The organism is Streptomyces albus subsp. albus, from assembly GCF_000719865.1.
Lineage (GTDB): Bacteria > Actinomycetota > Actinomycetes > Streptomycetales > Streptomycetaceae > Streptomyces > Streptomyces albus_E.
The window spans coordinates 34407-46592 of the sequence record NZ_JOID01000030.1 but is presented as its reverse complement, the minus strand read 5'-3'; the positions used below and the strand labels follow the sequence as shown (position 1 = coordinate 46592).

Genomic DNA, 12186 nt, shown 5'->3' with positions numbered 1-12186 from the left:
ATGGCTGATTCACGCCCTCGGGGAAGCCGCCGGGCCGCCCCCGCGTCAGGTCGCGTCGGCCAGGGAGAGGGTGTGCAGGTGCTCGGGCGGGCCGGGGCGGGCGTAGTACCAGCCCTGGGCCGTGTCGCAGCCGAGGACGCGCAGATGCTCGGCCTGGACGCCCGTCTCCACGCCCTCGACGGTGACCGCGAGGTCGAGGGTGTGCGCGAGGGAGACGATGCCCTCCACGATCTTGATGTCGATGGGGTCGGCCGGCTCCCGCTGCATGCCCCGGGTGAAGGATCGGTCGAGTTTGAGGGTGCTGAGCGGCATCCGGCGCAGGTTGGAGAGGTTGGAGTAGCCGGTGCCGAAGTCGTCGAGGGCGATGTCGACACCGAGGTCGGCCAGTTCGCGCAGCGGCTTCAGCAGGGCCTCGTCGGCGCCGATGAGGGCGCTCTCGGTGACCTCCAGGCAGAGCGAGGACGGCTCCAGGCCGGCCTCCTTGAGCACCTCCGCCGTGTCCCGCACCAGATGCGGGTGGTGGAGCTGACAGGGCGACAGATTGACGTTGACGCGCAGGGCCTTGCCGTCGATGTGCTGGAACTGCCAGTCGCGGGCCTGCCGTACGGCCTCCTCCAGCACCCAGCGGCCGAGCGGCACGATCAGGCCGGTGTTCTCCGCGAGGGGGATGAACTGGTCCGGCCCGAGCACGCCGCGCAGCGGATGGGACCAGCGGACCAGGGCCTCCGCGCCGTGCACCTGGCCGTCGCTGAGCCGGACCAGCGGCTGGTACTCGATGAAGAACTCGCCGCGCTGGAGCGCCAGCGGCAGGCTGTTGGTCAGGCCGTGGCGGGTGATGACGCGGGTGTCGGCCTCGGGGTCGGCGTGCTCGTAGCGGTTGCCGCCCGCGGCCTTGGCCCGGTACATGGTGATGTCCGCGCTGCGCAGCACCTCGGCGGCGCCGAGCTTGCCCGCCGGGCCGTCGACGATGCCGATGCTGCCCCGTACGGCCAGTTCCTTGCCGGCGATGGAGACCGGGGTGGAGAGGGCGTCGAGGATGCGCTCGGCGAAGTCGGTGACGTCCTTCTGCTCGGGCGGATCGTTGATGAGGGCCACGAACTCGTCACCGCCGATCCGCGCGACGAGCTGTCCGGGGCCGGTGACGCACGCTTGCAGCCGGTCGGCGACGGCGACCAGCAGCTGGTCGCCGATGGCGTGGCCGAGGTGGTCGTTGACCGTCTTGAAGCCGTCCAGGTCCAGGTAGCAGAGGCCGAACCGGGCGGTGCCCCCGCGGGCGACGACCGCGGATTCCAGCCGTTCGAAGAAGAAGGTCCGGTTGGGGAGCCCGGTGAGGGCGTCGTGCGTCGCCTCGTAGCGGAGGCGCAGGTTGAGCAGCCGGCGCTCGGTGATGTCCTCCATCAGCGCCAGCATGTAGCGGGGGGTGCCGTCCCGGTCGCGGAGGAGGGAGACCGTGAGGTTGGTCCACAGGACGGTGCCGTCGTTGCGGTAGTACGGCTTGTCGACGCGGAAGTGGTCGCGTTCACCGCGCATGAGTTCGGCCAGCATCCGCCAGACCCCCGGCTCGTCCTCGGGGTGGGTCCAGTCGGTCACCCGGCGGCTGCGCACATGGTGCTCCAGGCCGCCGAACATCCGGGTCAGGCTCTCGTTGATGTCGACGACCCGGCCCTCCATGTCGGCGATGCCGATGCCGATGGCGGCGCCCTCGAAGACCGCCCGGAACCTCGCCTCGCTGCGGTGGAGTGCCTGTTCGGCCTCCGCCTGGGCCCGCAGCGCGGCGCGGGACATGGCCTCCTGTTCGGAGCGGGTCCGCTCGCGCAGGGCCTCGGCGAATCCGGCGGCGACGGCGTGCTGGAGCCGGGTGCAGCGGGCGCGGAGCTGCTCCACCGGCTGCGGTTCCTCGGGCGGGCAGTAGAGCGTCAGATAGGAGTCGATCACGCCGAGCGTCTGCGGCAGGCTGCCGGGGTCGGTGCAGTGGGCCGCGACGAGCGCCGCCCCGACCTCCAGCCCCGCGCCGGGGTCGAACGGCCGGGTCCGCAGGGCCGCCGCCAGCCGGCGGGCCTGCGGGACCAGATGCTGTTCGAACTCGGCGCGGGTCATGGAGGTGGCCGTGGCCGGGTAGATGGCCCGGCTCCAGATCGCGGCGAACCGTCTCAGTCTGTCGTCGGGCCCGTCCTCGGAACCGTCTGGGCCGGGGGTGCCGGGCCCGGGCGGCCGGGCCGTCACGCCTTGCGCCCCACGCCGGCGAACCCGGTGTAGACCACGGGGTCCTCCTGTTCGCCGGGGGTGTCGGGCCGCCAGTCGGGCATCGACACGAGACCCGGCTCGACCATCTCGAAGCCGTCGAAGAACCGGGTGACCTCCGCGCGCGACCGCATGATCAGCGGTGAGGTGGCCTGCCGGTAGACGCCCTGCACCTCGTCGCCCTGGCGGGGCGTCAGGGGGCCGCCCTCGGTGGACGCGTGGGTGAGCGCCATCAGGCTTCCCGGTGGGAGCGCGTCGCGCAACTCGGCGACGACGCGCTCCGGTTGGTCGTCCTCGGTGAGGAAGTGCAGGACGGCGACGAGGAGCAGGGCCACCGGCTTGCCGAGGTCGAGCATCCTCCCGACCTCGGGGCTGGACAGGATGTCCGCCGGCTTGCGCAGGTCGGCCGCGGCGATGACCGCGGAGTCGTTGCCCTCCAGCACCGCGCGGCTGTGCGCCACGGCCACCGGGTCGTTGTCGACGTAGACGACCTTCGCCTCCGGGGCGGCGGCCTGGGCGACCTCGTGCACGTTGCCGAAGGTCGGTATGCCGGAGCCTATGTCGAGGAACTGGGTGATGCCCTCCCCCGCGGCGTACCGTACGGCCCGGCGCATGAAGGCACGGTTCGCCTGCATGATCTTCGGCAGGCCCGGCATGATCTCCATCGCCCTGCGCGCCGCCTCCCGGTCGGCCTCGAAGTTGTGCGAGCCGCCCAGGTAGTAGTCGTAGATCCGGGACACGCTCGGCACGGAAAGGTCGATGCCCTGTGGGGCCCAGGAGGGTCGCTCCATCGGTGGTCTCCAAGTGTCGGCCAGGAGGGTCCGGCCATTTTTGTGCCGGTGTATGCGCCTGAGGCTACTGATCGCTCCTCAGCAGGGGAACCTCAAACGGAAATCTGCGATCCGTTCTGGTCACAAACCATGGGCATGTGCGCCGGGAGAGGGGAGTTGAGCCCCACGTGTCCCACCGCGCATCGCAAGACGACCGGCGCACAGCGCAACTGAGGCTGAATCAGGCCGGACCGGAACCGATTTCACGCCACCTGCCGCGCCGCCCGGATGTCCGGTGCGCACCGGTCCGCCGGAGCCGGGGACGCGGTACGCTACGGGCATCCATGGCCTCAGCCGTGTGGAGAACAGGGAGGAACGGGTGCCCGCGCCCTTCGAGCGCGGAACGGACGGCCCGAAGGTGATCGTCGCCGGGCTGGACGGTTCCGACTCCTCCTGGCGTGCCACCGCCTACGCCGCGGGGCTGGCCCGGCGGCAGCACGCCCTGCTCGCGATCGTCCACGTCCAGCCCCTACTGGTCGTCCGCGCCGCCCTGGGCGCCCCCACGGCCGCGATCACCGCCGATGCCGCCGAGGAGCTGGAGCGGGAGGCGCGCTCGGCGATCGACCGCATGCCGGATCCCCGGGGCCTGCGCTGGGAGTTCCACACCTTCCATGGCGACCCGTACACCGTGCTGACCGAGGCGGCGGACGGGCTGCGGGCCGACGCCGTGGTCGTCGGCGCCTCCGAGCGTGCCGGGCACCGGCTGGCCGGTTCGGTCGCGGTGCGGCTGGTCAAGGCGGGCCGCTGGCCGGTCACCGTGGTGCCGTAGCCCCGGCCCGGGCCCCGGCCCCGGCCACGACCCCGGCCCCTGCCCCTGCCCCGGCCCCGGTGGTCACCAGGAGGTCTCCTTGATCGTCGCTTTGTTCTGCGGGGTGGTGGTCGCTGTGATCTCCGACTCGCTCCGCTGTCCGGAGAACGTCACGGTCAGCGTCGTCCGCTCGCGCTGCTCGGTCCGGACGGTGAAGCCCCGGACCGGCACGGCCGAGACCAGGCACACCCCCCGGTCGCCGAAGCGGACCGTCGCCTGCCCCCCGGCCGACTCGATGGTGTGCACGCCCGCCCCGCCCTCGCAGTCCGTGTAGGCACCGGAGCCGCCCGCCGGCGTGGAGGCCGCGGGCGGCGGGGCGGTGCTCCGGCTCGGCCGGGGCGTGGCCGCCCGGGACGGGGGCCGGGAGGCCTCGGCGCGGGACGCGGACCGGGTGGCCGAGGGGCCGGCGGTGCGCCTGCTCGGGGAGGGCTCGGGCTCGGCGCTCGGGCTCGGCGGCCGGCTCGTGGAGGACGTGAAGACCGTCGGCGCCGACCGCGCCACCAGCGGCTTGGGCCGGGTCGAGCCCACCACGAAGTGCACGGTCAGCAGCACCGCCGTCACGCTGACGGCGGTACAGGAGAGCCAGAGGAGGAGGTAGCGGAGGTAGCGGGGCACGACACCATGGTGACGTACGGGATAACGTGCAGAGCCATGGCTTCCGTCCTGGTCGTCGAGGACGACCCCGTCATACGCACCGCGCTCATCGAGGTGCTCTCCGCGCACGGCCATGTGGTGCACAGCGCCGCCGCGGGTTTCGAGGCGCTGCGGGAGATCACCGCCCGGCCGCCGGACGTCGTCGTGCTCGATCTCGGGCTGCCGGACCTGGACGGCACCGATGTGCTGCGGATGATGCGCGGCATCTCCCGGGTGCCGGTGGTGGTCGCCACCGCACGGGACGACGACGCCGAGGTCGTCAAGCTGCTCAACGCGGGGGCCGACGACTACGTGGTCAAGCCCTTCTCCGGGGAGCAGCTCGCCGCCCGGATCGGCGCGGTGCTGCGCCGGACCGCACCCCCGGCCGCGGCGCTCCCCTCCCCCGCCGCCGAGGCGGCCGGCGGACTCCCGGGGGCGCTCCCGGCCGCCGGCGGGGCCGCGGCGAGCACGGTGCGGGTGGGCGAGCTGGTGGTGGACCCGCCGGCCCGGTCGGCACGGCTGGCCGGGCGGGAGCTGCGGCTCACCCGGCGCGAGTTCGATCTGCTCGCCTATCTGGCGGCCCACGCCGACCAGGTCGTCTCCCGGCGCCGGATCCTCGCGGACGTCTGGCGGCAGCCGTATGTGGAGGACCAGACCATAGACGTCCATCTCTCCGCGCTCCGCCGCAAACTGGGCGAGCGGGCCTCGCAGCCGCGCTATCTGCACACGGTGCGCGGCATCGGGATCAAGCTGGTGGCCCCGCGATGAGACGGGCCCTGGCCGGTGTCGCACTGGCGGTGACGTCCATGGTCGCGCTCTCCTTCCTGATCCCGCTGGCGCTGCTCGTGCAGTCCGAGGCGCGGGCCCGCTCCACCACGCAGGCGGAGCAGCGGGCCTCGGCCCTGGCCCCGGTGCTGGCGCTGACCACCCGTTCCCGCGATGTGCAGCAGGCCGTCTCCGGCCTGGACTCGGAGCGGCGGCTGGCGGTCCATCTGCCGGACGGGGAGGTGATCGGGGCCCCTCACGCGCCGGCGTCCGCGCTGCGGCGGGCCGAGCGGGAGCGGGAGACGCTGGCGATGGACACGGCCGACGGGTGGGTGTACCTGCAGCCGGTGATCCTGGCCGGGGACCGGGTCGCGGTCGTGGAGTCGTTCGTGCCGGCCTCGGCGCTCAACCGGGGCGTGGTGCTGTCCTGGGGGGTGATGTCGCTGCTGGCCGTGGGGCTGGTGGCGGGCTCGGTGCTGGTCGCCGACCGGCTGGGCGCGCGGGTGGTCCGCTCCTCGCGGGAGCTGTCCCGGGCCTCGAACACGCTCGGTGAGGGGGATCTCGGGATCCGGGTGGAGCCGGCCGGGCCGCCGGAGCTGAAGGAGGCGGGCCGGGCGTTCAACTCGATGGCGGACCGGGTCGTGGGGCTGCTGGCGACGGAGCGGGAGCTGGTGGCGGATCTGTCGCACCGGCTCCGCACGCCGCTGACGGCGCTCCGGCTGGAGGCGGAGCGGATGGGGTCGGCGCCGGGGTCGGAACGGCTGACGGCCGCGATCACGCATCTGCAGACCGAGATCGACTCGATCATCTCCGCGGCGCGCAGCCCGCTGGCGGTGGACGCGCCGGGGGACGGAGCGGCGGACGGCTCCGGGGACGGGGCCGCGGGGAACCGCTGCGAGGTGTCCGGTGTGGTGCGGCGGCGGGCGGAGTTCTGGGCCGTGCTGGCCGGGCAGCAGGACCGGCCCTGCGGGCTGGAGGTCACCACCGAGCCGACGCCGGTGCGGCTGCCGTACGACGATCTGGCGGCCGTCGTGGACGCCCTGATCGGGAATGTCTTCCAGCACACCCCGGAGGGGACGGCGTTCGCGGTGGAGGTGGAGCGGACCGCGGGGTCGGTGGTGCTCTGCGTGGACGACGCCGGACCCGGCATCGCGGACCCGGATCTCGCCCTGGAGCGCGGGGTGAGCGTCGGCGGCTCGACGGGTCTGGGGCTCGACATCGCGCTCCGGGCGGCGCGGACGACGCGGGGCGACGTGACCATCGGCCGCGGGCCGCTGGGCGGGGCCCGGGTGCGGGTCGAGCTGGGCCTGGCCCCGGCCGTGCCGCCGGCGGGGACGCCCTCCCGGGCCTCGCGGGCCGTCCGCGCGGCGGCCCGGCGGGGGAGGCGGACGACCCCGGACCGGGGCGCCCCGGCCGGCTGAGGGCCGCCCGGCCGGCCGGAGAGCCGGCCGGGAAGGCCACGCGACGCTCGCGCTCGCCTCCCGGGCCGCGCCGTCACCGGGCGCGGGGAGCACCGGGCACGGGAGCCGGTGGAGCGAGTCGCCCCGGGGCGCACCCGGAGGTTCCCCGGGGCGTGCGGCGTTCCAGCGGACCGGGTGCCCGGCCCGGGGAGGGCGGGGCCTCCGTCAGCGGGTGGTGGCGAAGACCTGGGTCCACCAGGGGCCGCCGCTCTCGTGGAGGCCGAGGCCCATTTCCTTGAAGTCGCAGTTGAGGATGTTCGCCCGGTGGCCCGGGCTGTTCATCCAGCCGTCCATGACGGCGGCCGCGTCGGGCTGGCCCATCGCTATGTTCTCGCCGACGGTGGACCAGGCGTAGCCCTCGCGTTCGACGCGCTCGGAGACGTCCGACCCGTCGGTGCCGGTGTGTGAGAAGTTCCCGCTGGACGCCATGGCCCGGCTGTACGTCTGGGCGGCGGCGTCCAGCCGTTCGTCGGCGGTCACCGGCGCGCAGCCGGCGCTCGCGCGGGCCTGGTTGACCAGGCGCAGGACCTCTCCGGCGACACCGGCCGCGGCCGCCTCCGGGGCCTTCGCGGGCTGCTCGGCGGTCTTCGCGGGCTCCTGCGCCCGGGCGGGGGCGCTGTCCCGCTCCGTCTGCCGGTCGGCCTTCGCCGTCGTACGGTCCGGCCGCGGGGTGGCGGTGCTCTTCGTGCTCTGCTCCGCCTTCGGCGACGGGCTGCGCCGGGTGGCGGAGGGGGAAGGGGACGGCGTCGCCTCCCCGGCCGTGGGGGATGCCGGGGAGACGGCGCCGCCGGCCGCGGACCGGGGCTCGGAGGCCACGGTCGCGGGGCCGTCGTCGTCCAGGGCGAGTCCCGTTCCGACGCCCGCCACGACCGTGAGCGCCCCGGCCGCGAGGGCGATGGGGCGGAGCGGCAACGAGCGGGGCTTGCGGTGGCGGGAACTCATGGGGGGAACCTCCGGACAGGTGGTCCGGACGGCCCGCGCTCGCGTCGCGCGGGCCGTACGGACTGGGACCGCCGGCGGTGACCTCGCCGACGCGTTCCCGACCCTAGGGCCCCGGCCGGGCCCGATCGCTCAGAGGAGCGATTCTTAAAGGACCCATAAGGAAACGCTCAAGGAGCGCTTGGAGAACCTGCGCTCCGCATCACCGCATGCTTACGGAGCGTGATGAACCGCCGGTCGGGCCGTGGTCCGCCGGCCCGGTGAACTGCCCGGCGGGCTACGCCCGTTCGCCGGCAGCGGTGTTCCGGAGGGCCCACCGGGGCCCGTCCGGTCCCGGGCCGGGCGCTCAGAGGCGGCGGTGCATGATGTGCAGCCCCACATAGCCCTTCACGGGGTGGTGGAAGCCCTCCGGCAGGGTGCCCAGGATCTCGAAGCCGAGGGACCGCCAGAGCGCGACGGCGCGGGTGTTGCTCTCCACCACGGCGTTGAACTGCATCGCCCGGTAGCCCTCGGCGCGCGCCCACGCGATCACGTGCTCGCCGAGCGCGCGGCCGGTGCCCCGCCCGGCCATCGCCGGGTCGACCATGAAGCTCGCACCGGCGATGTGCGAGGCACCGCCCATGTGGTTGGGGTTCATCTTGGCGGTCCCGAGGACGGTGCCGTCCTCGTCCACGGCGACGACGGTGCGGCCCGGCGGCGTGAGCATCCACATCTCGCGGGCCGTCGCCTCGTCCAGGTCCCGGGGATAGGTGTAGGTCTCCCCCGCGGCGACGATCTCGTGCAGGAAGGGCCAGATGGCGGGCCAGTCGTCCGGGGTGGCTTCTCTGATGTGCATGGTCTCCATCATCACGCGCCGGCGCCCCGGCCGGCGACCGCGTTCTCCGTTCGCGGCGGCCGCCCGGGGCGCCCGGGGCTGGGCCCGTTGCCGGTCCGGTCAGGCGTAGGTCCGTACCGGCAGTTCGGGCGAGGCGTTCTCCAGCGGTACCGCGTCGGAGCGGACCAGGCCCATCTGCACGGCCTGCCGCGACAGGGCCGCGTCCAGCAGCCAGTCGGCTCCGGTGCGGACCCGGTTGCCCGGCATCGCGGCCAGGTGGTAGCCCCGGGTGACGGCCTTGGCGACGGGCCCGGACAGCGGCACCCGCAGCGGGTTGGCCGCGGCCTGGAAGCCGCCCAGGTCCACCACGAAGCCCAGGTCGCGGTGGCGGTACGGGCTGCGCTCGCCCTTGCCGTAGGAGGCGGCGATGTTGTGGGCGGCGGTCCTCCCCTGCCGCCAGGCGTGCTGGGCGGTCATCGGGGTGATCTCGCCGGGCCGGTTGAGGTCCGGGACGGCCGCGGCGTCGCCGCAGGCGAAGACCTCGGGGTGGCCGGGGACGTTCAGGTACTCGTCGACGCAGAGCCGCCCCTTCTCGGTCGGCAGGCCGAGATCGCCGACCAGAGGGTCGGGCCGGACCCCCACGCACCAGATCAGCGAGTGGGTCGGGACGAAGCGGTCGTCGGTGAGGCGCACGCCCTCCTTGGTGGCCTCGGCGACCGAGACGCCCATGGAGACCTCGACGCCCCGCCCGGTCAGCACCCGTTCGGCGGTCTCGGCCATGTGCTCGGGCAGTCCCGGCAGCACGCGCGGGGCGATGTCCAGCAGCATCCAGCGGGGCGGTTCACGGTCGCGCAGCGAGGGCTGGTGCCTGGCCAGTTCGTCGGTGAACAGCTTGCCGTGGGCGGCGACCTCGGTGCCGGTGTAGCCGGCTCCGACCACCACGAAGGTGCAGCGGGCGTCCCGCTCGGCGGGATCGTCGGCGACGTCGGCCAGCTCGATCTGGCGGGTCATGTGGTCCCGCAGGTAGAGCGCCTCGGGCATGCCGCGGAAGCCGTGCGCGTGCTCGGTGACCCCGGGGATCGGCAGCAGCTTGTTGACGCTGCCCGCGGAGAGCACGAGCCGGTCGTAGGAGATCTCGCGGCGGTTGCCCTCCGGGTCCACCAGGCCGACCCGGCGCCCGTCGAGGTCGATGTGGTCGGCCTCGCCCAGCATGAGCCGTACGTCCGGCAATGTGCCGGGGATGGACACCGAGATGCGGCGCGGTTCGAGGATGCCGGTCGCCACTTCCGGGAGCAGCGGTACGTAGAGGAAGTAGTCGTGCGGGTTGACCAGTACGATCTCCGCCGCGCCCTTCGCGAGGCGGCAGAGCGTACGGGCGGTCTGGTAACCGGCGAAGCCGGCTCCGACGATCACGATGCGCGGTCGGCTCATGGTGGCGTCCAGTTCGCTTCCTGCTCGGCGTCACGTTCGTCCTGCCTGTTGCCTGCGGGTGCCCCCGACGCGCGGGGCGAATCCCCGGCCGGCGGGCCGCGGCGGGTCTTCCGGTCACCGGCCTCCGGCGCCGGGGCGCCGAGGCCGGCCGGGCGGCGCTCAGCTCCGGGGCCGGCCGTCCCGTTCGCGCCCCCGCCGGCGCAGTACGACCGCCAGGTCGAGCGCCGCCAGAACGGCCAGCACGGCGCAGATGGCGGCGACCACGGCCAGCGATCCGGCGCTGGGGGCGTCGTCCGGCCCGGCCGAGGCCGACCAGAGGGAGAACAGGACCGCGCCGGCGACGAAGAGGGGGGTGAAGACGGCGGCCAGCAGCAGCCGCAGGCCGAGTGCGCTGCGCGCCGTGACGGGTTCGTCGCCGGTGCGCTCCCAGCGCCGGCCGACGACACCGGAGCGGGACCGGGGCACCGGTCCCCCGTCCTCCGGCTTCTCCTGGGTGCGGCCGCGGCCGCGGTGCTCCTGGTGCATGGTTCCTCCTTCGCGTCCGGTGCCCCGGGGGTCCGGCGACGGGCCGGGCCGGGGGGCGTGTCAGGCCCGGGGCCCGCTCTCCCCGGCCCGCGTCTCGGGCAGCAGTTCGCCGATGTCGCGCGGGAGGACCGACGTGAGCTTGTGCATCAGCTCGGGGCTGACGGCCGCGTCCAGCACTTCCAGGACGGCCGCCGCCTCCCGCAGCGCCTCGTCCTCGGAGTGGCCGCTGCGCCAGGCGATCCGTCCCGCGAACGAGGTGATGTCGAAGCGCTCGCCGTGGTCGCGGCTGTACTCCCGCTGCCGGGGCGCGGCCTCGTGCGCCGCGGTGATCCGGCGCACGGCCTCCGCGGCCCCGTCGGGGAGCTGCGCCGCGAGATGGTCGGCCAGCCCGTCCGGCACCCGTTCGGCGAGGGTCTCCAGCGTGGCGCCGAGGACGCGCTCGGCCGACTGCCGGTCCGGCAGCTGGGCCCTGGCCTGCACCTTTCCGGTGAGTTCTTCGTACCGCATGGTGTGCACCGCCTTGTGACGATTCCTGGTGGTCCGCGGCCTCGCAGGGGGCGGAGCCGCTCGCTGCTGTCCGGGTGACCGCCGCGGGGCCTTCCGTAACCCGCCGGGGGCGACCGGTCCGGCCGACGGGCGGGCACCGGGCGGCGGGGCCGGCGTCAGCCCACGTAGCGGCGGGCCGTGGAGCTCCGCTGCTCCTCCTCCAGCAGGCGCAGCCGGCTCTCCACGGCCTCCGGTACCACCCGCCGTTCGCGCAGGACCCACGGCAGCCCGGCGGCCGCCAGCCCGAACGCGCGCAGGGAGGGCCGGTCGCGCGGGACCGTGCGGGCGAGCCGGAGGGTGCGGCGCGCGGCGGCCGGCCAGGGCCGCCGGAGCCAGGAGAACCAGAGGGTGTTGCGGAGGCCGTCCACCCGGCGGCCGGTCGCGTCCCGCGCCGTGGACGGCGCGTGGTGGACGGTGGCCCGCTCGGCGTAGACGAGCCACCAGCCGCGGGTGGCCAGGTCGGTGGCGAGCAGTTCCTCCTCGCCGCCGAGCCACAGCCGGGGCGAGAAGCCGCCTGCCGCGCGGAAGGCGTCGGTGCGGAGGGTGGTGGCGGCGGCGAGGAAGGAGCCGAGGGCGGGGCCGGGCAGCCAGTCCGGTCCGCGGAGGGGCGAGTCGCGCAGCTCGGCGACGATCGGGTCCTCGGTGCCGGCGGGTTCGACGACGATCCGCGCGGTGACCCCGGCCACCCCGGGGTGGGCGTCGAGCAGGTCGGCCGAGGCCGCGAGGGAGCCGGGGGCCCACCAGGAGTCGTCGTCGCAGAAGGCCACGTAGGGGGTGCGGACCTCGCGCACCGCCAGATTGCGGCCGACCGCGCCCAGATTGCGCCCGGGGCGCAGCAGCCGGGCCCAGGGGTGCAGCCGGGTGACGGCCTCGGCGGTGCCGTCGGTGGAGCCGTTGTCCACGACGACGACCGGCGGCTCCTCGGGGAGCGCGGCCAGCCGGCCGAGGGTGTGGAGCAGTTCGTCCCGCCGGTTCCGGGTGATGACGACGACGGTGGTGCGCCCGTCGGCTCCGCTCCCCGGACGGCGGCCGGGGTGGGCGGGATCCGGGGCGGCGGTGCCGGGGGGCGCGGCGCCCGGGGTCGCGGTGCCCCGGCTCGCCGTGCCCGGGACTCCGGCGGCGGGGGCCGCGTCCGCCGGGGGGCCGGGGATGCCGTTCCGCCGCGACGGCCCGGGGCTCGCGGCCCGGCCGGCC

At 74.9% G+C, this 12186-nt stretch carries 12 protein-coding genes; 3 read left to right on the top strand and 9 right to left on the bottom strand.

Annotation, left to right across the window (positions count from 1 at the left end; all coding sequences use genetic code 11):
- Positions 1–45: 45 nt before the first annotated feature.
- A complete protein-coding gene (locus tag IF83_RS0125215; protein ID WP_030547939.1) occupies positions 46–2223 on the bottom strand; it encodes a putative bifunctional diguanylate cyclase/phosphodiesterase in 2178 nt (725 codons plus the stop codon).
- Complete coding sequence (locus tag IF83_RS0125210) at positions 2220–3032, bottom strand: SAM-dependent methyltransferase (RefSeq protein ID WP_030547937.1); 813 nt, start codon at positions 3030–3032, stop codon at positions 2220–2222. Before IF83_RS0125210 ends, IF83_RS0125215 begins: the two co-directional genes overlap by 4 nt.
- Positions 3033–3369: 337 nt before the next feature.
- Between IF83_RS0125210 and IF83_RS0125205 the strand changes: the two genes are divergently transcribed.
- Positions 3370–3840 (top strand): universal stress protein, encoded by a 471-nt coding sequence (locus tag IF83_RS0125205; RefSeq protein ID WP_030547936.1) that lies wholly within the window; start codon positions 3370–3372, stop codon positions 3838–3840.
- 63 nt (positions 3841–3903) lie between these two features.
- Here IF83_RS0125205 and IF83_RS35035 read toward each other — a convergent pair whose 3' ends face one another.
- Positions 3904–4494, bottom strand: coding sequence for a hypothetical protein (locus IF83_RS35035; RefSeq protein WP_244177200.1), 591 nt, complete (start codon positions 4492–4494; stop codon positions 3904–3906).
- A 36-nt stretch (positions 4495–4530) separates the two neighbouring features.
- Between IF83_RS35035 and IF83_RS0125190 the strand changes: the two genes are divergently transcribed.
- Together IF83_RS0125190 and IF83_RS0125185 are read left to right on the top strand one after the other, a co-directional pair.
- The gene (locus tag IF83_RS0125190) at positions 4531–5280 is read left to right on the top strand and encodes a response regulator transcription factor (protein ID WP_030547930.1); all 750 of its coding nucleotides are present in this window, start codon (positions 4531–4533) and stop codon (positions 5278–5280) included.
- Positions 5277–6698 carry a sensor histidine kinase gene (locus IF83_RS0125185; protein WP_078843853.1) on the top strand — a complete coding sequence of 474 codons (1422 nt, stop codon included), beginning with the start codon at positions 5277–5279 and terminating at the stop codon, positions 6696–6698. The genes IF83_RS0125190 and IF83_RS0125185 overlap by 4 nt, the downstream gene beginning before the upstream one ends.
- A 204-nt stretch (positions 6699–6902) precedes the next feature.
- On the opposite strand, the gene IF83_RS0125180 is transcribed toward IF83_RS0125185, so the two are convergent.
- From IF83_RS0125180 to IF83_RS0125155, 6 genes are all read right to left on the bottom strand, one after another.
- Positions 6903–7679 carry a CAP domain-containing protein gene (locus tag IF83_RS0125180; RefSeq protein ID WP_030547926.1) on the bottom strand — a complete coding sequence of 259 codons (777 nt, stop codon included), beginning with the start codon at positions 7677–7679 and terminating at the stop codon, positions 6903–6905.
- A 343-nt stretch (positions 7680–8022) separates the two neighbouring features.
- A complete protein-coding gene (locus IF83_RS0125175; protein WP_030547924.1) occupies positions 8023–8511 on the bottom strand; it encodes a GNAT family N-acetyltransferase in 489 nt (162 codons plus the stop codon).
- Between the two features lie 99 nt (positions 8512–8610).
- The gene (locus IF83_RS0125170; RefSeq protein ID WP_037681281.1) at positions 8611–9921 is read right to left on the bottom strand and encodes an NAD(P)/FAD-dependent oxidoreductase; all 1311 of its coding nucleotides are present in this window, start codon (positions 9919–9921) and stop codon (positions 8611–8613) included.
- A 159-nt stretch (positions 9922–10080) separates the two neighbouring features.
- A complete protein-coding gene (locus IF83_RS0125165; protein ID WP_030547920.1) occupies positions 10081–10446 on the bottom strand; it encodes a DUF6343 family protein in 366 nt (121 codons plus the stop codon).
- Positions 10447–10506: 60 nt separating this feature from the next.
- On the bottom strand, positions 10507–10953 hold the full coding sequence (locus tag IF83_RS0125160) for a DUF2267 domain-containing protein (protein WP_030547918.1): 447 nt from the start codon (positions 10951–10953) through the stop codon (positions 10507–10509).
- Positions 10954–11108: 155 nt separating this feature from the next.
- A complete protein-coding gene (locus tag IF83_RS0125155; RefSeq protein WP_030547916.1) occupies positions 11109–11975 on the bottom strand; it encodes a glycosyltransferase family 2 protein in 867 nt (288 codons plus the stop codon).
- Positions 11976–12186 lie beyond the last annotated feature (211 nt).

Bases quoted from the DNA above. Each gene is read 5' to 3' on its own strand.
- IF83_RS0125170 (WP_037681281.1), bottom strand. From the start codon at position 9,921: ATGAGCCGACCGCGCATCGTGATCGTCGGAGCCGGCTTCGCCGGTTAC.
- IF83_RS0125165 (WP_030547920.1), bottom strand. From the start codon at position 10,446: ATGCACCAGGAGCACCGCGGCCGCGGCCGCACCCAGGAGAAGCCGGAG.
- IF83_RS0125180 (WP_030547926.1), bottom strand. From the start codon at position 7,679: ATGAGTTCCCGCCACCGCAAGCCCCGCTCGTTGCCGCTCCGCCCCATC.
- IF83_RS0125210 (WP_030547937.1), bottom strand. From the start codon at position 3,032: ATGGAGCGACCCTCCTGGGCCCCACAGGGCATCGACCTTTCCGTGCCG.
- IF83_RS0125185 (WP_078843853.1), top strand. From the start codon at position 5,277: ATGAGACGGGCCCTGGCCGGTGTCGCACTGGCGGTGACGTCCATGGTC.
- IF83_RS0125175 (WP_030547924.1), bottom strand. From the start codon at position 8,511: ATGCACATCAGAGAAGCCACCCCGGACGACTGGCCCGCCATCTGGCCC.
- IF83_RS0125190 (WP_030547930.1), top strand. From the start codon at position 4,531: ATGGCTTCCGTCCTGGTCGTCGAGGACGACCCCGTCATACGCACCGCG.
- IF83_RS0125160 (WP_030547918.1), bottom strand. From the start codon at position 10,953: ATGCGGTACGAAGAACTCACCGGAAAGGTGCAGGCCAGGGCCCAGCTG.